Genomic DNA, 21,196 nt, shown 5'->3' on the forward strand with positions numbered 1-21,196 from the left:
CAAAGAACTATTAAGAGTACTTTGTAAAGCTTTTCTTGTATACGATTTTTTAGTTTGCTCAAAAATAGTTCTTAACTATTTTTGAGGTGTTTCTAATAGTTACCTCCTGATACAATATAAGTATAAACTTAGGAAACCCTTCTGTAATTCGGAGGGTTTCCTAGTATGGAATCAAGATAATGAAGATATATGATATATTCAATCTAATGATATTAAGAAAGGAGAAACAGTATAAAAGAAAAAAGGAGAAAATACAAAAATGTTAGAAAGAATTAAAGAAAACATAGTAGCTTATATAGATAATACAGGTAAAAAATTTAATGGATCTATACTTGTTTCAGTAAATGGTGAAAAGTTGATTAGCAATGGTTATGGATATGCAAATTTTGAATTAGATGTAAAGAACACAGAGAAAACAAAGTTCCGCATATGCTCAATAACTAAGCAGTTTACTGCGGTTGCTATAATGCAATTAGTTGAAAAAGGGTTGCTTAGTGTGGATGATACATTGGACAAGTTTATAGTGGACTATCCAAAAGGAAATGAAATAACTATTCATCATCTACTAACGCATACTTCAGGTATAGTTAATTTTACTACACTAAAAGAATATTCTATAATAATGGTAAATAAATATACAATTGAAGAATTAATTGAAATTTTTAAGCAGTTACCTTTAAATTTTGAACCGGGTTTAAAATTTGAATATTCAAATTCAGGATATATTATACTGAGTTACATAATTGAAAAGGTGACTAATAAAAAATATGGAGAATATATACAAGAGTATATTTTTGATAAACTCTCAATGAAGAATTCAGGTGATGATATCCAATCTAAGATTTTGAAAAATAGAGCTAATGGTTACTGCAAAGATAAAGATAGTAAAGAACTATGTAATTCAGAGTATATAGATATGAGTCACGTTAAAGGTGATGGAGGATTATATTCTACTATTGAAGATCTACACATTTGGAACAAGGCGCTATTTAGTGGGAATGTAATTAGTAAGGAATCTTTAAAGGCAATTACTACACCTTACATTGCACAAGATGATAGTAATAGTTATGGATATGGATTAGATTTAGGAACTGAAGAAATTTCAGGGAAATTAAGAAATATAATATACCATGGTGGGGAGATTAATGGTTTTCATTGCACCAATGAAGTATTTTTAGATGAGAATGTAGAAATTATAGCATTGTCAAATATAAGGGATGGGTTTGTTTTTGAGCTAGTAGAAAATATTGAAGAGATTATTTTAAAGGAGTTTTAAGGAGGAAAAATAATATGCTATTAGATAAAAATATTATTACCGAAAGATTTATTCTTCGTAATATAGTAGAAGATGATGCAAAAGATGTTTGGGAGATATGGAGTAATAGTGAGAATGAGAAATTCATGGGAGACCCTTATGAATCACTAGAAGAGATTGTATCTATATGTCAGAGCACAAAAAATTGTAATAGCTACTTAACAGTTGCAACTTTAAAAGATACTGGTGAAATTATTGGAACTTGTTGCTTTGGTCCTACAAAACAAAAAAACGAGTGGGGCTTGGGTTATTCAATTAAACAAGAACATTGGAGTAAAGGCTATGCTACAGAAATTGTAAAAGGAGTTATTAAATTTGGATGTGGTTTACGGATTACAGATTTTGTAGCAGATTGTGCTATAGAAAATTCTGCATCTGGGAGGGTATTGCAAAAATGTGGATTTAACTTAGATAGTATAAGTACTTTTAAACAGTCTAAGACAAATAAAATCTTTGAATCACATGTGTATAAGCTGCATGTAGATTAAGAAATTTTATAGGAACAATTTTTAAAAATTAACTAAAGCTATTCCATACTTTTGGGGTAGCTTTATTGTTAATTATCAATTTATATTTGTACTGTTGTTTTTAAAACTTTAGTATCTTCTACTCTAATTTTATAATAGGCAGAAAGCAATTAAGATAAGTTTATAATTACTTTGTGTTTAAGTATAAATATGGTATAATATGGGTTAATATTAAGAATTAGACTTATTAATAGGGGAGTGGGATGATGAAAGCATTTGAAAAACTAGCGAAATTTTATAATAAAGGTTGGGGTGAATTAAGTTCATTATATATGAAATTAGTTGATTATACTATTGAAAAGTACAATTTGAGTACTGATAAAGCTCTTGATGTGGCATGTGGAACAGGAATGCTCGCAGCAGATTTATCAAATAAAGGATTTAAAGTAACTGGAGTTGATCTATCTGAGGATATGATCCATGAAGCAACACGAAATAATCCAGAATTGAAGTTTCATGTTGGTGATATGAGAAACTTTAATATAAACGATAAATTTAATCTAATAACATGTGCATTTGATTCAATAAATTATTTAACAGATAGCAGTATGATGAAAGAAGCGATTCAGAACATATATAAGCACCTTAGTGATGGGGGTATTTTTATTGTAGATATTAATACACCTGCACTTTATGAGGACAAGCATCATGGTACTCTTCATAGAGAGTTTGAAAATATTAAGTTTGATCAAATTCTAGAGTATGATAAAATGCAAAGAATTGGGGTAACGACATTTGATTTTGGAGAGGGCCAAAAGGAAGTACATACTCAAAAAGCTTATACAGTAGAGGAGATGGAAGGCTTTTTAGGTGAAGTTGGATTTAATATACTAGAGAAATTTAAAGACTTTAAACTATCACTAGTAGATGAAAGAGCATATAAAGTTATATTTATTGCAAGAAAGTAGGATAATGTAACTTATTACAGCCTAATTGAATTTAAGTAACTAATGGGGGGATAATATGCAGTATTTAAAAAAGATAGTAGGTGAAAAGTGTTATTTGGCACCAGTGGATGATAGTTTGACTGAAAAGGTAGCAATATGGAGTAATGATTTGAGGGTTTCAATTAGAACAGGGGATATTTCAGATATGATTACTTATGAGACACAAAAAGAATACTTGAATAGTATGAACCAAAGGGGATATGCATTTTATATTGTAGATAATACTGATAATGAAGCAATAGGGATTATTCGATTAATGAGAGTTAATCACATAAATAGAAATGCAGTATTGGGAATATTTATTGGTGAAAGTACAAATAGGAATAGTGGTATTGGCACTGAAGCCACTAAATTAATATTAGATTTTGCTTTTAATGTAATTAATTTAAGAAATGTTATGATAGAAACCTTTTCTTTTAATCATAGAGCTATTAAGGTATGTAAAAAAGTTGGGTTTAAGGAAATTGGAAGAAGAAGAAATGCTATCATATATGGTGATAATGAGTTTGATGAAGTTTTTATGGATATATTGAATACAGAATTCTCAGATTCAATCATTTGTGAAGCTCTTAAATAGACAATAGGATATTTTAATTTATATTAAAAACTTACTTATGAAAAAACGTGAGACTTAAATATCTATTAAGTTTCACGTTTTTATTTGTGTGAATATATATTGGAAAATACAAGTAAATATTTACATCCAAATAAGTAAAGATAAATGTTGAAATTTTGTTTTAAAAAGGATATTATAAGGATATAAAGTAAAAAATGTATATAATACAATAAATTTGAAGAAAGGGGATATAAATGAATATTGTCATTGGTTTTGGGGATAAGACTATGTCAATTGATATAGAAGGAAGTTACGGCATTATAAAAGATAAGATGTTATTGAATTACCTATCTGGGGAAATGTTAAACACAAGAACGCATTATTTAAAAGTAAAAAATGAAAACGGTAAAGAATTGTTTATGAATCTAATTAAGATAGTAAATTCTATTTGTTATAAACTAAGTGATAAAATTGATAGATTAGAAGAATATAATCCCACTTTTAACTTATACTCATCAAAAGAGAGTTTCTGGACGGTAGAAGAAATTGAGTATAAGCTCGATGTTTTACCTAAAGAAAAGTTTGATTTTAAAGAATTTAAAAAACTTTTTGAAGAAAATAATGAGGGAAATTACTATTCTGGGGAAATAGCTACTGTTAATAGTTTTGAAAGATATTTAAATCTTAAGACAACAGGAAAAGAAACATACCTTGTTCTACTTGGAAAAAAAGGTTGGAAAAGAAAACAAGCAATAAAAACTAAAAAAACAAAAATTGGTGATATTCTAACTAGAACAGTAAAAATTACTGAACTAAATAAAGAAAACTTTGTTAATTGTGTCGAGGAATTGACAGGTGAAGAATTTTCAAATGTTGAAATGAACTATATGCCGTCATTTTATAAGAGAAAAGATAGGGTTGTTTGTGTAGATAAAAAAAATGGATATGTCTTTGGAGTAAGTTATTCTCAAGCTCAGACAATAGACAAGACTAAAAGTAAGTTTAACCAAATTGAAGTAGAGTTTTGGAGCAGGATTGTAGCTGATGGTGAACCTAGTGAATTTTCATGGGATAAAGTAAAAGAAAGTCACTTTAAACTCATAAAGGATATTCAGAACAAACTAACTAAGGCAAATTATACATATGTACAGGGGGAGAAAAAATATGAGTGGTTATCAAAATTGGGAAAAACAAATAGGAGATTTGAAATTGAAAGAATTATATAATAGGGATAAAGTGAGGGATATTATAAAAATTACAGATTGGGATTTTGCCTCAAAAAATGAAGATGATGATTTTCATACTGATGTAGTTTTTTTACAAGTTGCATGTGGTGAAATAGAAAAAGAAATTGGTGACTCACATGAAAAGGCATTAATATTCTATAATGGATATTGTGGAGAATTTTATTTTGAAAAAAATAATACAAAAAGATTATGTAATACTATAATAAAAAAAATTTTAAATGATCAAAAATTTAGATTAGAATTTAACGATAATATTTATAAAGTATCGGACGATATGATGAATGTATTTCATAAATATGAAAGAAGTGATTTAAAGAATTTATCGAACAAAGCACTGCTAGAATTATATAAAGAGCAATTGTATGCTCAAATTGAATTATATAAAAAATGTTGGATAGCTGAAATTATTCAAGTTCCAGAGGTAGGTTTAACAGATTATCTGGTTAAATATCTAAAAGCTTTAAAGTTAAATGAACAAGATGCTGAAAAGGCTTTCTATGATTTATGTAGATGTAACAAAGATTCTGTTTATGTAGAAGAAGAAAAACTGATAATAAAGTTAGCAGAGGAAGTATTACATGATAGTGATTTAATAGAAAAATTCAATAATCCAATTAAATATCTTAGGACTTACATTCCAAAGTGGTTATATGATGAGATTATATCAATAAGAGATAAATATGGTTATTTAGGATATCATGGATTTGCTGATAGAGAGCCATATTCAATTGATATATATTTAGAAAGAATTAAGGAATATGTTATTAATCCTTCAAAAATTAAAATGGAGATTAAAAAATGGAGTAGGGATAATACCAAGTACAAAGACTTAGACAATTTGAAAGAAAAAATTGATAATAAGCATTTAGAAATTTTTGAAATGTATGGAGAACTTGCTGTTTCTAAGGCATATAGAAGATTAGCTCAGTTAAAGAATTTTTATTATTTAGATGAGATGTTAGGTATCTTTTCAAGAAGGTTAAATATTCCTGAAAGTACATTAAGATTTTTATTACCGGAAGAGGTAATTGCGTTATTTGATTTCAAACTATCTGATCAATACTTGCTAAGTTGTAATAAAAGAAGTAAAGAAATGGCTTTTTTAATTGATAATAAAAATAAAATAATTTTAAATGATATTTCTGTGAAAGAAATAAAAGAACTTATTTTAGAAAAAGAAAAAAAAGAAGAAAAAGTTGAAAAAATATTAAAAGGAAGATCAGCATGTATGGGAGTATGTAGAGGTAGAGCTGTTGTGGTAGAGAGAAATAAAGAGGTTCAAGATTTTAATTATGGAGATATTTTGGTATCATTAGAAGCTGATCCTGATTTGATACCTATTATGAAGAAGGCGGGAGCAATAGTTACTGATCAAGGAGGGATTACTTGTCATGCAGCTGTAATTGCAAGAGAATTTAATATTCCATGTGTTATAGGTACAATTAAAGCAACAAAAATGATAAAGAATGGTGATAATTTATTTGTTGATGCAAATAAAGGAGAAGTAACAATTGTTTAATACAAATGATGAGTTTACTAAAAAACTTATTTCAATTGCTATACCAGTTGCGCTACAAAGTCTAATCTCAACATCTTTAAATTTAATTGATAGCATAATGATCGGGGTAATGAAAGAAAGCTCATTAGCAGCAGTAGGCATTGCCAATAAATATTATTACTTTTTTATATTGATTGTTTATGGTATTTGTAGTGGAACTGCAATTTTTACATCCCAATTTTGGGGGAAAAGAGATATAAAAAATATCAAAAAGGTTATGGCAATTAATGTGATATCAGTTTTAATTATAAGTATAATATTTACATTGGGAGCACAGTTATTTTCAAAAGAAATAATCAAGATATTCTTAAAAGAGAGTATTGTAATAAACCTTGGAAGTGATTACTTAAAGATTGTTTCTTTTAGTTATATAATAACCAGTATTTCTATGGCCTTTGCAACATCCTTCAGAAGTATTGGTAAAGCAAAAGTCATGATGTACTATAGTGTTATAGCTCTAATATGTAATACAATATTAAATTATATATTCATTTTTGGCAAACTTGGAATATCACCAAAAGGAGTTCAAGGAGCAGCATATGCGACGGTAATAGCAAGAATAATTGAATTGTCCTTAATATTAAGTTTCACTTACATTAAAAATACACCTCTTAAACTAGGGAGTAAGGATTTATTGAGTATTAGAGTTTCTTTAGTTAAGAGCGTTTATAAAAGAGCTCTTCCAGTTGTAATTAATGAAGGGCTTTGGTCTCTAGGAACTATCATATATTGTATTGCTTACGGTGAAATTGGTGCAGGTGCAATTGCTTTGATTCAAATAAGTGATGTTCTTCAGAATTTTTTTATGATTATTGGAAAGGGAATATCTACTTCTGCATCAGTTATGATTGGGAATTTAGTTGGTAAAGGTGATTACAAAAAAGTAATTGATTACACAAAAAAAATTTTAAAGCTAGGAACTTTAAGTGGATTTTTAATGGGGTTTATATTAATAATAATGGCACCATTCTTTATTAATTATTATAATATTAGTGATGTGCTTAAAATTGAAGGAATAAAAACATTGCGGGTTATTGGTATTTTCTTAGGGATAAAAATATTAAATGTTATAACTATATCGGGAATCTTTAGAGGTGCTGGAGAAACAGTATTTTCAAGCATTTTAGATGTTATGACAGTTTGGTTTATTGGAATACCAATGGCGTTTTTAAGTGTTATTGTCTTTGATTTTCCTCTTCATATTGTTGTGGGTATTGTGGCATTAGAAGAAGTAGTCAAGAGTATTGTAGCATTCAAAAGAATTTATTCTAATAAGTGGATTAAAAATATTGTTGATGAATTTAGCTAAAAGAAGTGATAGATGATATCTATCACTTTTTTTGAAGTATCTTTTTAAGGCTACCTAATAAATAGAGCGTTTTTAACAAAGTTAAGAATACCCTCAATAACTTTTTCAGTATCATCTAATGTTTCTCTTCCAAGAAAAACCTTCATTCTCTCTTTGTAATAATCAGAAGTGAAAGAAAATTGAAACATAATAATGAGATTATCAAGACAGAAGGAAAGTACTTTCTCATCAATATCTGTAGATATTATTCCATCTACTCGTGCTTTTTTTATTGCTTTACAATATAAGTTAGCGGTAATTGATTCAAGTTTAAAGGAAAGTTTATCTGCAAAAGATGAAAGACTTTGAGTTGTAATATTAAGATATATTTGATTTATCTCAGGATATTCTATTGCATAATCTTTTGCTATTCTAAGAAGTTTTTCAAAAGTATGAAAAAAATCACCTTCATTAATATCAATTTCTTCTAGCGCTTTTTCTAAAATATAAAAGCACTCATCCACCACAGTTAAAAATAATGATTCTTTCGAATCAAAATAGCTATACATAGACCCTATACTTATACCTGCTTGTTTAGCAATAATATTAATATTGGTAGCATTATATCCTTTAGAGGCAAATTCTGAGATTGCTACATTGAGAATTTTATCTCTTCTATGTTTTGAAATTTTCTCAAAAGTACTTTTATAGAATTTTTCTTTTGATTTCTTTTCATTACGAATATCAATTGTAATATCCATGGTATCCTCCTTAGGTATTTATAAATAAACTATGAAACAACTAGTCTTTAGATTGAATTGCCTAAAGCATAGGCTGCTTTAATAGCTTCAAGTACTCTTCCTGTTGAGAAAGAATCACCAATATTGTATATTTCAGAAGCAATTCTATTTTGTGTACATTTATAGTATAAATCATCTTTTGACTGGGAACCAGTGCATATAATTACTTTATCAGTATTAATTGTAATTAACTTGTTATTTTCTTTTATTTTTCTTTTAAAAGGGTTCACAATGTTATCTGGGAGAATTGGAGTCCACGTTATATATGGATCAGGTACAGTATTAGAAATATTTTGAGATATTTCTATTGAATCTATATTTATTTTTTTAACAGTTGAGCAATTTATTAGATTTACTCCATTTTTATGAAGATTATAAATCATATAGTGTCTATTTGATGTGCATGTTTTTTTCATAAAATAAGGTGTTATTTCTACTATTGTAACTTTTTTATTCATTTCAGAGCTCAACATATGAGCTATTTCACAGCCAACATCTGACCCTCCAATTATAACAATTTCTCTATCATTATTAACCAAAGATTTATTATTTAGAAATTGGTTTCCGCTAATAACATTAGGTAGTGTAATACCTTCTATATGAGGTTTCAATGGTTCGCTGCCCGTACATAGGATTAGTGCATCAAAATTTTCTTTTTTAAGTGTATCTTCTGTAACTGTTGTATTAAAGAGAGTTTTTAGTTTATATGACTTTTCAGTTCTCTTTAATTCACTATTAAGGTAATTTATATAATTGATTAAATCAAACTTGATTTTTGGTGTTGAACCAGAAATTAACATACCTCCAGCTTTGTTATTTTTATCGTATATAGTAACGTAATGTCCACGTTTAGCAGCAGTGCAAGCGAAAATTACTCCTGCAGGACCTGCACCAATTACTCCAATTTTTTTAGAGATAAGGGCAGGGGATAGGTCATTATTATATTTATGTTCAAAAGCTGTACGTGGGTTTACGGCACAGTGAGGATGACCTCCAATAGCCAGTTGACCTAAGCATCCTTCATGATCTCCAATACAAGGAATTATTTCATCTACTCTGCCTGAATACACCTTTTTTGCCCAAAATGGGTCAGCAAGGAGTGGTCTAGCAAGCATAATCATATCGCATTTATTTTCTCTAAGGGTTCTTTCTGCCAGATCAGGATATCCTAATTTTCCAACTGCTATAATAGGAACAGGTAAGCCTACATTAGATTTTATATCTTTATCTTTCAAGTATCTTTTTACCATATGAGCAAGCTCTATATACAATCCTGGAGGCATTCCATTGGGCGGATGAGGCAACCACCAATTCTCATAACCTCCTAAGTCTACATCAAAAGAATCAACACCAGCTTCAACTAGATTTTTCATATACTCTAATGTCATATCTGCAGTTCGACCATTGTTAAATTTTTTTAATATTTTGTTTGTTTTCATTCTTTCACCGTATGTTTCATTTAATACTAAAGAAAGATCTATTCTATAATGGATTGGATAGAATTTGCCACATCTTTTTCTAATTTCCTTTACCATATCAAGTCCGAAGTTCTGCCAATTAGCATAGGAACCAAGTCTTCTTCTGTTATAAGCAGGGTCAGTCATTTGTTCAATAAGATATCCTGAATGACCATGAAGATACACACCATCTATACCTAATTCTTTTGAGTCAGCAGCTATTTGACCAGTATGCTTTATTATTCTCTTACAGTGCATATCTGTAATAGCTCTGCATGGAATTTCAGGAATATACCAATTAGGATTACAAGATGCAGAGATAGGAAGTTTCTTTTTCTTAGTTAAACATTCAGGATTTCCAACTCGTCCCATACCAGGAGCAAGCTGAATAAAAAATCTTGAACCATAGGCATGACAACCTTCTATAAGCTCTCGCCATCCAGCATAGGAAGATCTATGACTATCAAGCCTTGGAAAGATTCCTGTGCTATTTAAATCCTCATATGAAGGATCATCTTTCCAATGGACAGGTGTCATGCCACTTGTTATAAGTCCAACTCCTCCCTTAGCACGTTCTATGAAATAATGAATCATCTTTTCGCTCGGTTTCCCAGTTTCATCAGCCATACTAACATTTCCCATTGGTCCCATAACAATTCGATTTTTAATTTTAAGTTTATTTATTTGTATTGGTTCAAATAGCTTTTTATATGGAAATAGATTCGAAGTCATTTTCCCATCTTCTAGTCTTTTAGGATCATTAAACCAAGAATCAAAATTCATCATTAGTTCTTCAATTTGCTTTTGATATATATCCATTAAATTATTCCTCCATATAATACTTTTTGAATTTACCCTTTGCCATTATATTCCCAAGTAATCCTCCTAGAATACGAATTATTGGATAATTTATTTTAAGATCAATAAGTTCTATGAGATTACCATCTGGATCTTTTAAGAATATCCAATCAGTTCCTTCAGTTTTCTGGGGTTCCATAAAAAAGAATACTCCTTTAGATTTAAGATTCTTATACCACTTAGGTATATTCTTCACATCCAATGTAAAGTGGGTATATCCAGGTTTATTCCATTCCACATGACTTGAAGGGGAGGGGTTATTAAATTCAAATATTTCAAGGACACCACCTTTAGGAACTCTTAAAAAACCAAATCTTATACTGGTATTGTGAAGTTTATAAAGAGGGTAAAGTTCTTCAACCTCTTTTGTGCTAAGTGTTTGTTCTGATATAAGTTTAAAGCCAAACATTGTTGAATACCACTTTACAGCTTTTTCAAAATTAGATACTGTAAGTCCAACATGACTTATAGAGCGTATCTTCATATTTAAACCCTCCAAAATTATTTTGCATAAGAACCTACTAAGGTCATAAATTCACCTAATTGAGCCCCAAATTCAGGAGCACCTTGCATAATCAATTTCTCGCTTATTGTAGATTCAATAAGATTATCTGTTTCAAGGAGTATACCTAGGGCGCTGTCTACAGAGTCAAAATACATAGTAAAGAAAGGTTTAGAGCGTTTATACATTCCTCTAGCAGCTTTGCTTTTCCCAGCTTTAATTCTAATGTAGGCTGATAATTCTGGTCTATCTTGTACAGTCCATGCGTAAACTCTATCAGGGCTTCTTTTTACCCACTTTGAAACATCAGGATGGCCAGCTTTATTTAATTGACTTATTCCAGAGGAAAGTAGGTAAAAATATAATTGAACAAGTAGTTCTTTTTCATTAGTTTTTTTGGGTGGGGAAGTTGCACCAAGGAAATTTGACATAGTAATTAGTGATGAGAAAGTACTGATTAATAGTCCTAAATTTTTAAATCCTTTGATTTTAGGCAATTTTTTGCTTTTTCCTCTAAAAAAATTATTGAGCGCTGGTATGCTTTTAAATTCAAGTTCAATATCAGGAGAGGATGTTGTACCTTTTATAACAGTCCATGAGCCATTCTCAATTTTATAATGAGTTCCTACTTTACATTCAGAATCTTTAGCACTTATCTGTATTAATGCAGTTTTATTCTTAAACTTTTTCTTTAAACTATCTTTGTTTTCTACGATGACCTTTAATAAAGGTAGTACAGCATTTAAGAAAATCCTATTTGCATAAAGCTCTTCCATAGCTATCATAATTACACCTCATCTTCCCAATCATCATCTTCTTCAAAATCTTTCCCCATTAACTCTCTGACATTCTCTAATATTCCATTTGTATCTATTTTATAATGAGACATTAAATCTTCATGCAAACCAATTATTGAAAATTCATCAGGAATTCCTAAACGTTTAAAAGCACATGCTTTTCCACCTTCAGCAATAACTTCAGCCACAGCACTTCCAAGGCCACCTAATACATTATGATCTTCAACTGTGATAATTCTTCTGGTATCATGTACGGCTTTCATTATTGCATCTGCATCAATAGGTTTAATTGTATGCATATTTATAACTCTGACTTTTATTCCATCCATAGTATCAAGTATTTTAGCTGCTTCAACTGCTTGATAAACACAGGAACCACAAGCAATTATTGTTATATCAGTTCCATCAACCATTTGGACTGATTTACCTATTTCAAAGCCATAATTCATCTTATTATAGAGCTTTTGATCAAAACCACGATTAATTCGAATATATATAGGACCATTAGTTTCATATGCAGCTTGAACAGCATTAGCAGTTTCTATTCCATCTGCAGGAACAATAACTTTGCAGTTTGCCATAGCTCTCATGATTGAAAGATCTTCAGTACAATGGTGAGTAGAACCTGCTTGACCAAAAGAGAGACCGGCATGAGTTGCAATCATTTTAACATTTAGATTTTGATAGCAAATATCTGTGTGAACCTGATCAAGTGCTCTCATGGAAGTGAAAATGGCAAAGGTTGAGACAAAAGGGACAAGACCTGCACTAGCCATGCCGGCAGCAACTCCGAACATATTTTGCTCTGCAATTCCCAGATTAAAGAAACGTTCAGGAAATTGTTTTTCGAAAACACCAATCTTAGTTGATTTTGCTAAATCTGCGGATAAACCAACTACTTCAGGATGTTGTTCACCAAGGTCACATAAGACTTTACCATATATTTCAGCAGTTGATAAGTTAGCTGCATCAAGCATTGTATAAGTTAAACCAGGCATTATTTGACCTCCTTTATTCTCTCTTGATAATATTTTTCAAGGCTTTGTTTGGCTTGTTTATACTTTTCAGAATCAAAGGAACCATAGTGCCAGCGATAGTCATCTTCCATAAAGTCGATTCCACAGCCTTTTGTTGTATTTGCTAGAATTAATACAGGAGCAGACTCTTCTTGAAGAGCAAAGTCGATTGCGTTGGACAATTCATTAAAACTATGACCATTTACTTCTTTAACAATGAAACCAAATGATTTCCACTTATCTGCAAAAGGTTCCAGTTTCATAACATTTTCTGTAGGTCCATCAATCATGCATCTATTTCTATCAACAATTGTAATAAGGTTAGTGACATTATAATGAGAGGCAGACATTGCAGCTTCCCACACAGAACCTTCATCACATTCTCCATCTCCTAGAAGGCAGTAAGTTATATAATGCTTTTTATGAAGTCTTGCAGCTAGAGCATTTCCTATTGCTATAGGCAGTCCATGACCAAGAGAGCCACTTGATGCATCAACTCCAGGTACTTTTAGGGAATCTAAGTGCATCCCTAATTTTGATCCTGTGTGATTATACTCTTTTAATAACTCCTTATCAAAATATCCTTTATCAGCTAGAACAGGGGCAAAGCCAACTCCTACATGACCTTTACTTAATATAAATCTATCTCTATCCTCCCAAAGGGGATTATTAGGGTCGATATTCATATATTTATGATAGAGAATCGTAAAAATATCTATAGAGCTAAGTGAACCACCTATATGACCACTTCCAGCCCAAACTACAGTGTCGACACAAAGTTTTCTTAATTCATGAGCTTTTCTTTCAAGTTTTAGTAATTCTTGATTTGATAATGGCATATTATTCTTCCTTTCTAAATAATATTTTTACTTACACCACTAACTATAATTATTTGAGTTCAGGATGGTTAGCTTTAACTACTTTAAAGGCTTCATTTGCTATTTCATGGGTAAGTTTTATATCTTCATCGCTGAGGGCACAATTTATAAATAAATTATGATGAGCTGTAAAGAATGCACCTCGTCTAACACATTCAGCAATCCATTCTTGATGGAGTAAAAGTGAATCGTCATTAGCTATTCTCATGTACCACATAGAAGGAATACCGGTTATTTTTAAATCGAAGCCATAATTTTTCCCTATTTGAACTAGTCCATCAGTAAGTTTTTCACCTTTTTCTTGCATTATTTTAGGGCCGTTAATGTCTTTTAACTTTTTTATACATGCTATACCAGCAGCAAAAGGAGCGGCTGAAAGCCAATAGCTTCCTGTATACATTACAGATGAAGCAGCATCTCTTAGAGCTTCTGTACCACATAGAGTTGAGAAGTTCCAACCGTTTCCTAAGGCTTTACAGAAGCACATTAAATCTGCTTTGAAACCAAAGTAGTGGTCTGAACCAGCCATGTCTAATCTGAAACCGCAGCGGACATCGTCAATAGCGAGTACAATACCGTTGTCTGTACATAACTTTCGTATTTTTTGCCAGTAATCTTTTTCTGGAAGTTCATTATCTTGGAAAACAGGGTGGTGATAAGGAGTAGCCATAAAACATGCGATTTCTCCAGGGTTATCATTTACAAGCTGTTCAACTTCCTCGTAGTTATTCCAGTTTACGTATAAGTTATTAGCAACATCTTCTTCAACTATACCAGGACATCCTAGTTTCTGAGTCCAAGGTGCAACCCCATGATAGCCACCTTTAACAAGAATCGTTTTCTTCCTTCCTGTGGCAGCTTTTGCTACCATAAGAGCAAAGCTAGTAACATCCCCACCATTTTTAGCAAAGAAAGCCCAATCAGCCATCGTAACAGTATCTACCATCAATTCAGCAAATTCTATCATTTTACTTGATGGAGCTGTAGTACAGTTACCAAACTTTAATTGTTCTTTTACAGCATTATCTACATCATCATCGTTATATCCTAAAACATTTGGACCATAGGCGCACATGTAATCTATGAATCTATTTCCATCTACATCCCAGAAGTAAGGTCCTTTAGCACATTCCGAGAAAAAAGGGTAGGCGCTTGTAGGAATATAACATCCTTCTACAGGACCGAGATGGCCATATATGCCTGTTGGAATAACTTTTAGCGCTCTTTTAAACAATTCTAGATTCTTATCGTAGTTATATACTTTCATAGTAAACTCCTTTCAACATCACTGTAGGTATGATGGTACTTGACCAAGTAATTTGTTAAGATTATCTAGCATGGGGATGAATCCTCTCATTTGGAGTCTTCCTGTGGCAATACAGGTATAAGAATCAAGGTTTCCATTTAAAACAGCGTTAGCAGTTTCAATGTCCGAGAATATCATAGATGCTCTAGGGGAAGAGGCAGTACCTTTTATTGCTTCTAAGTGGCCGTTTTTAGCTAATATCTGTATAGAAGGACCACCATTTAATACAGAAACAGAGATTAACCCATTAGGAATTCTACTAGCGTTTAATTTTCCTATTCTATCTGAATTACCTATTTCACAAAGAGCAAAGAAAGCAGTATATGATGTTAAAATTGTATTTATTTTTATATATGAATTATTTTTTAGAAGTTCTTCTGTAGGTTTTAAGTAGTAGGTAAGCTTATTTGTAAGTGTGATAAATTCGTTGGTGAGGAATTTGATTTTAGTAAATCCTTTTATAGGGATTGGCTTCCCATTACCTTCTATCATAGAATTGAAATGCTCTGGTGACTTGAAGTATAGCTTTAAGTTGCATTTTCCGCTGCCTCTCTTAAACATACATTTGTTATCTTTAAATGATAGGACAGCACTAGGTCCGTTTTTAACAGAAAATTGAATTGAAATATTCTTTCCTTTAATAAGATTTTTCATGTCACTGTCTAATTCGCATAGATCTTCAAGATTACGTAATATGGCATAGAGATTAATATTAGCCTTAGTCAATTGATCAGTCATTTTTGACCTCCCTTCATAATATAAACTAATTATCTTATATAGAACGAGTACTCACTCTATATTATGATTTATAAATGAATAGTAGAACGAAATTTCTAAAATTATTAAGATATATACTTTGTTGGATAAATACTTGTAAAAACAAGAGGATTAATGAATAAAGTTTATAGTGTTAAATAATTATTTTGATTTTTAATAGAAAAGCATGAGATGAATAAGTTGCAAATAAGTTCCTTTAAAGGTGATTTACTTTCAAAATTAAAGAAATAATTTTAAATTAGCATAATTGAATTGTTGATGTAATATAGATATATTAAATATCCGATAAATTACCTCCGGAGGGTGAATTTAAATACTAAATAGGGGGATATAAATGAAAAAAAGGATTATATCATTATTGCTAATGGCTTCATTAATTTCTACAAGTGGATTTGCAACCATAAACGCTAAAAATATTAATAAGAATAATGAGCAAAAGAAAATTCTTAACAAATGGAAAGAAAAAACAAAGGATAAATCAAAATTTAAAGTTCATTGGGATGCGAAAAAGAATGTTCCAGATTTTGTTAAGGGGAAATTATCAGACAAGCCAATAAAAACAGAGAAGGAAGTTAAGGACTTCTTGAAAAATAATAAGGCTGCTTTCAGTATCCAAGCAGGGGAGTTTGAGATTAAAAAGATAGAAAAAGATAAGTTGGGTAATACACACTTTAGGACAATATTAACAGTTGATAATATTCCTGTCTATGGTAGTGAGATGTTAGTTCATACTGATAATAATGGATTTGCATATGTTATAAATGGTGAGCCTAGCAGTAATTTAGAAGAAATAAAGTGGAATAAAAAGATAAAGATTTCTGAACAAGAAGCAATCATAATTGCTGAGAAAATACTAGAGTTAAAAAATAAGAATAATTATGTAGCTGAGCCTACTGTTGATTTATATTTATATGAGTACAATAATAAAATGTATGTATCATACCTTATACAACTTAGATTTATAGAACCGTATATAGCGAACTGGCAAATATTTATAGATGCTCAGTCTGGAAATCTTATTGATAAATACAATGCAGCGACAAATGGTAGTCCGCAAATTGGGATAGGTATAGATGGGTTTGGTAATCAAGTTCAAATAAATACTTACTTAGATAATGGGATGTATTATTTAATTGATGATACAAAACCAATGAGTGGTCAAATAAAAACTTATGATATGAATTATGATAGATATTATAACGCTCCAGGTACTTTGGTATCTGACGCAGATAACAACTTCGATTCTCAATCACATAGAGCGGCTGTTAGTGCTCATTACTTTATAGGAAAAGTGTATGACTACTATTATAACGAATTTAACAGAAATAGTTATGATAATCAAGGAGCTACAATAATATCAAATGTTCACTGTGCAGGAGCGGATGGAGAGAAATACTGGAATAATGCGGCGTGGATTGGGACGCAAATGGTTTATGGGGATGGAGATGGAACAACATTCTCGAATTTATCTGGAGCCTTTGATGTTGTTGCTCATGAATTTACACATGCTGTAACTGATAATTCTTCAGATCTTGAGTATAGATTCCAGTCAGGGGCATTAAATGAAGCTGTTTCAGATATTATTGGTGTTGCAGTTGAAAATGAAGCTAACGACTGGTTAGTTGGTGAAGATTGCTATACGCCAAGTACGCCAGGTGACGCCTTAAGAAGTATGGCAGATCCTACTTTATATAATCAACCAGCACATATGGATGATTATGAGAACTATGATATAAGTTATGATAATGGTGGAGTTCATATTAATTCAGGGATAATTAATAAGGCTGCCTATAACATAGGAACCGTAATAGGTATGTATAAGATGGGTCAAATATTCTATAGAGCTAATAATATTTATTATACTTCAACATCTGACTTTATGGATGCTAGGAACGGAACTCTTCAGGCGGCAGAAGATCTTTATGGCGCAAATAGTCAGGAGTATCAAGTTGTAGATAGTGGTTTTGCAGCAGTAGGGTTAGGTGGGGGTTCAGGAACTACAGACCCTTATGAAGATAATGATACTATGAACACTGCTTATGGACCTTTGGAAAGTGGTGTGGCTTACGAATCGTACATTTCAACAAGTACAGATGATGATTATTATTACTTTAACACTACAAATAATGGAACAATTACAGTTTCATTAAGTAATCTGGCTGGAGATTATGATTTATATCTTTATAATTCAAACGGTACACAATTAGCAAAATCTGAAAATGCATCAACAAGAAATGAGAGTATTAATTATACGGCTTCTCAGATCGGTAAGTTCTATATAAAAGTAATTGGATACAATGGAGCTTATAGTACTTCAAAGTTATATAACTTAAATGTTACCTATCCTACAGGAACGCCATCAGAAGAACAGTGGCATTACGAAAATTTAGTAATAGAAAGTCCTCATAACTACACAAATAATTACAATCATACGGAGACTTATTCTAAATTAGGGGCATCGAAGGTTGCAGTTCATTTTGTGTCAATTGATACTGAAAAAAGCTATGACTTTGTTTATATCAAAGATAAAAATAATAACACTATTAAGACTTATGACGGTCAATTAAGTGATTTTTGGGTTACGGTAGATGGTGATACAATAAATATTAACTTAGTAAGCGATTACTCAATTACTGCTTATGGATATAAAATTGATCAGGTAGGATATTACGATAGTACTCCTCTATTAAATGGGGGAGAAAACTTTAAATCTGTTATTACTGAAGAGAACTCGAATATTGAGTCAACTATAGATAGCACAAAGAAAATTAAGAAAAAGAAAGATAAATAATTAGGTATTATGAGGAGAATTTTGCGGCTGCACATATTTATGTGCAGCTTAATTTATTTGTTGTTAATATTTTAACAAGACAAACAATGAAATTTAGCTTCAATTATTAAATACAGTAATCAATTTATAAAATTATGTCGATAAAAACAATGAAATTTAAGATTAATATTTAATGTGAATAAAAAAATATATTATTTCTTTCATGATTAGACAATTTTTGCAGTTGAAGTACCAGTGTGAAGTAATTAAGTAAAGTTAAATGATTACAATATAAAATTACGAAATAATAAATAAATATATTACGTTCTAATTTATTATAAATTATATTTAATAAAGTACTGTATATACGCTGGTAAGAGTGTTAAAAAAGAAAGATTAAACATAAAAACAAAAAGAAAAATGTCAAAAATTCATGTTAAATAAATATTTATTCTTTACATTAGCGTGGTTTTGCATTAAAATAAAATTATAGAATATTCTACATATTAATCCTAGGAAGTAAATATGTACCAAACGTAATTTAGGGGGAGTTTGATGAAAAAAAGAATATTACCGATTATTTTAATAGCAACATTAATGACAACTACGAGTTTTTCTAGCATAAGCGCAAAGAATATCGATAAGAACAAAGAGCAAAAATTAATTATTACTAAGTGGAAGAATAATACTAAGGACAAATCAAAATTTAAGATCCATTGGGATAAGAAAAATAATGTCCCTGGTTTTGTAAAGGGTAAATTATCAGAAAAGCCAATTAAATCAAAAAATGAAGTTAAAGACTTTTTAAAGAAAAATAAAGCTGCTTTCAATATTAAAGCAGGAGAGTTTAAAATTGAAAAAGTAGAATCTGATAAATTAGGAAAAACACATTATAGAACTATATTAACAGTTGATAATATTCCTGTTTATGGTAGCGAAATGATACTTCATACAGATAATCAAGGAATTGTTTATGCAATCAATGGTGAACCAAAAAGTAATTTGGAGAATAAGAAATATAGTAATCATGTAAAAATTTCACCAAAAGATGCTATCAAACTTGCTGAGCAAATATTAGAGCTTAAAGATAATAATTATGTGGCAGAACCTAGTGCAGATTTATATTTATATGAATTTAATAACAAAATGCACGTAGCGTATCTTGTACAATTGAAATTTATATCACCATATATTGCGAACTGGCAAGTATTTATAGACGCTGAAAGTGGACAAGTTATTGAAAAATTTAATGCTTCAACTAACGTTGGAACAGCACAAGTAGGAACTGGTATAGATGGTTTTGGTAACCAAGTTCAAATAAATACGTTTTTAGAGAATGGGACTTATTATCTAATAGATGATACAAAGTCAATGAGTGGTAGAATTGAAACTTATGATTTGAATTATGATAGATATTATAATGCCCCAGGTACTTTAGTATCAGATGATGATAATCATTTTGATACTCAAGCACAAAGGGCAGCTGTAAGTGCTCACTATAATATAGGAAAAGTTTATGATTTTTATTATAATGAATATGGCAGAAATAGTTTTGATAACCAAGGAGGTACTATTATTTCTAATGTTCATGCTGCTGGAGAATATGGTGAAACAAATTGGAACAATGCAGCTTGGATAGGTACACAAATGGTGTTTGGAGATGGAGATGGAACAAAATTCTCTAATTTATCAGGAGCATTGGATGTAGTTGCTCATGAGTTTACTCATGCCGTAACTAATAAATCATCAAATCTTGAATATAAGTTCCAATCAGGGGCTTTAAATGAAGCTATGTCAGATATTATGGCTGTAGCAATTGAAAATGAAATAGGCGACTGGTTGATTGGTGAAGATTGTTATACACCTGGAGTAGATGGGGATGCATTAAGAAGTATGGCAGACCCTACAATAAATGGTCTACCTGCACACATGGATGATTTCATGTACTTAACTCTTGAGCAAGACAAAGGTGGAGTTCATTATAACTGTGGTATAATCCTTAAGGCGGCTTATAATGCTGGTTCAATTATTGGCATGGATAAAATGGGACAAATTTTCTACAGAGCTAATACTGTGTACTATACAACTACTTCTGATTTTGCAGATGGAAGAAATGGAGCACTACAAGCAGCAGAGGATCTTTATGGAGCTGATAGTGCTGAATATCAAGCAATTGATAATGGATTTACAGCTGTTGGATTGGGTGATGTACCAGTTCAAGATAAACCTTATGAAGATAATGATACTTTAAGCACTGCATATGGACCATTAGTAAGTGGTACAAACTATCAGGCTTATATTGAGAATTCAACTGATGATGATTATTATTATTTTAACGCATTAGGAAAAGGAACTATTTCAGTTTCTTTAAGTAACTTAGCAGGAGACTATGATTTATATTTATACAATTCAAGCGGTAGAGTAGTTGCTAAATCAGAGAACTCTTCAACAAATAATGAAGCGATAACCTTCAGCATAAGAAGAGGAGATAAGTATTACGTTAGAGTTGTTGGATACAATGGAGCATATAGTACTTCAAAACTTTATAATTTAAAAGTTGTTTTTCCTAACTAAAATATTATAGTTAGAATCATAAC

The 21,196-nt window shown here is 30.7% G+C and carries 17 protein-coding genes; 9 read left to right on the forward strand and 8 right to left on the reverse strand.

The window, feature by feature from the left end; all coding sequences use genetic code 11:
• Positions 1-259 precede the first annotated feature (259 nt).
• The 7 genes from OW730_RS14280 to OW730_RS14310 all read left to right on the forward strand — a co-directional run bounded on the left by OW730_RS14280 (position 260) and on the right by OW730_RS14310 (position 7,459).
• Positions 260-1,276 carry a serine hydrolase domain-containing protein gene (locus tag OW730_RS14280; protein ID WP_271224731.1) on the forward strand — a complete coding sequence of 339 codons (1,017 nt, stop codon included), beginning with the start codon at positions 260-262 and terminating at the stop codon, positions 1,274-1,276.
• Positions 1,277-1,290: 14 nt separating this feature from the next.
• A complete protein-coding gene (locus tag OW730_RS14285; protein ID WP_271224732.1) occupies positions 1,291-1,803 on the forward strand; it encodes a GNAT family N-acetyltransferase in 513 nt (170 codons plus the stop codon).
• Between the two features lie 242 nt (positions 1,804-2,045).
• Positions 2,046-2,750 (forward strand): class I SAM-dependent DNA methyltransferase, encoded by a 705-nt coding sequence (locus tag OW730_RS14290; RefSeq protein ID WP_271224733.1) that lies wholly within the window; start codon positions 2,046-2,048, stop codon positions 2,748-2,750.
• Between the two features lie 55 nt (positions 2,751-2,805).
• Positions 2,806-3,366 carry a GNAT family N-acetyltransferase gene (locus OW730_RS14295; protein WP_271224734.1) on the forward strand — a complete coding sequence of 187 codons (561 nt, stop codon included), beginning with the start codon at positions 2,806-2,808 and terminating at the stop codon, positions 3,364-3,366.
• 233 nt (positions 3,367-3,599) lie between these two features.
• Positions 3,600-4,571 carry a hypothetical protein gene (locus OW730_RS14300; RefSeq protein ID WP_271224735.1) on the forward strand — a complete coding sequence of 324 codons (972 nt, stop codon included), beginning with the start codon at positions 3,600-3,602 and terminating at the stop codon, positions 4,569-4,571.
• Positions 4,510-6,111: a PEP-utilizing enzyme gene (locus tag OW730_RS14305; protein ID WP_271224736.1), complete on the forward strand. Its 1,602-nt coding sequence runs from the start codon at positions 4,510-4,512 to the stop codon at positions 6,109-6,111. Before OW730_RS14300 ends, OW730_RS14305 begins: the two co-directional genes overlap by 62 nt.
• The gene (locus OW730_RS14310; protein WP_271224737.1) at positions 6,104-7,459 is read left to right on the forward strand and encodes an MATE family efflux transporter; all 1,356 of its coding nucleotides are present in this window, start codon (positions 6,104-6,106) and stop codon (positions 7,457-7,459) included. The genes OW730_RS14305 and OW730_RS14310 overlap by 8 nt, the downstream gene beginning before the upstream one ends.
• A 50-nt stretch (positions 7,460-7,509) precedes the next feature.
• Here OW730_RS14310 and OW730_RS14315 read toward each other — a convergent pair whose 3' ends face one another.
• From OW730_RS14315 to OW730_RS14350, 8 genes are read right to left on the reverse strand one after another with little or no spacing between them, the layout of a single operon-like run.
• Positions 7,510-8,199, reverse strand: a complete 690-nt coding sequence (locus tag OW730_RS14315) for a TetR/AcrR family transcriptional regulator (protein WP_271224738.1) — start codon at positions 8,197-8,199, stop codon at positions 7,510-7,512.
• A 47-nt stretch (positions 8,200-8,246) separates the two neighbouring features.
• Positions 8,247-10,514: an oxidoreductase gene (locus tag OW730_RS14320; protein ID WP_271224739.1), complete on the reverse strand. Its 2,268-nt coding sequence runs from the start codon at positions 10,512-10,514 to the stop codon at positions 8,247-8,249.
• Positions 10,515-10,518: 4 nt separating this feature from the next.
• Positions 10,519-11,037, reverse strand: a complete 519-nt coding sequence (locus tag OW730_RS14325; RefSeq protein ID WP_271224740.1) for a VOC family protein — start codon at positions 11,035-11,037, stop codon at positions 10,519-10,521.
• Between the two features lie 17 nt (positions 11,038-11,054).
• Positions 11,055-11,840 (reverse strand): hypothetical protein, encoded by a 786-nt coding sequence (locus tag OW730_RS14330; RefSeq protein ID WP_271224741.1) that lies wholly within the window; start codon positions 11,838-11,840, stop codon positions 11,055-11,057.
• A gap of 2 nt (positions 11,841-11,842) precedes the next feature.
• Positions 11,843-12,850: a transketolase family protein gene (locus OW730_RS14335; protein WP_271224742.1), complete on the reverse strand. Its 1,008-nt coding sequence runs from the start codon at positions 12,848-12,850 to the stop codon at positions 11,843-11,845.
• Positions 12,850-13,707, reverse strand: coding sequence for a transketolase (locus OW730_RS14340; protein WP_271224743.1), 858 nt, complete (start codon positions 13,705-13,707; stop codon positions 12,850-12,852). Before OW730_RS14340 ends, OW730_RS14335 begins: the two co-directional genes overlap by 1 nt.
• A 49-nt stretch (positions 13,708-13,756) precedes the next feature.
• Complete coding sequence (locus OW730_RS14345) at positions 13,757-15,013, reverse strand: aminotransferase class III-fold pyridoxal phosphate-dependent enzyme (RefSeq protein ID WP_271224744.1); 1,257 nt, start codon at positions 15,011-15,013, stop codon at positions 13,757-13,759.
• Positions 15,014-15,031: 18 nt separating this feature from the next.
• Positions 15,032-15,790 carry a hypothetical protein gene (locus tag OW730_RS14350; RefSeq protein ID WP_271224745.1) on the reverse strand — a complete coding sequence of 253 codons (759 nt, stop codon included), beginning with the start codon at positions 15,788-15,790 and terminating at the stop codon, positions 15,032-15,034.
• Positions 15,791-16,163: 373 nt separating this feature from the next.
• On the opposite strand from OW730_RS14350, the gene OW730_RS14355 reads away from it, so the two are divergent.
• Positions 16,164-18,620 (forward strand): M4 family metallopeptidase, encoded by a 2,457-nt coding sequence (locus OW730_RS14355; RefSeq protein WP_271224746.1) that lies wholly within the window; start codon positions 16,164-16,166, stop codon positions 18,618-18,620.
• 534 nt (positions 18,621-19,154) lie between these two features.
• Positions 19,155-21,173 (forward strand): M4 family metallopeptidase, encoded by a 2,019-nt coding sequence (locus tag OW730_RS14360; RefSeq protein WP_271224747.1) that lies wholly within the window; start codon positions 19,155-19,157, stop codon positions 21,171-21,173.
• The last annotated feature ends 23 nt before the right edge of the window (positions 21,174-21,196 follow it).

The organism is Oceanirhabdus sp. W0125-5, from assembly GCF_027938815.1.
Lineage (GTDB): Bacteria > Bacillota > Clostridia > Clostridiales > Clostridiaceae > Oceanirhabdus.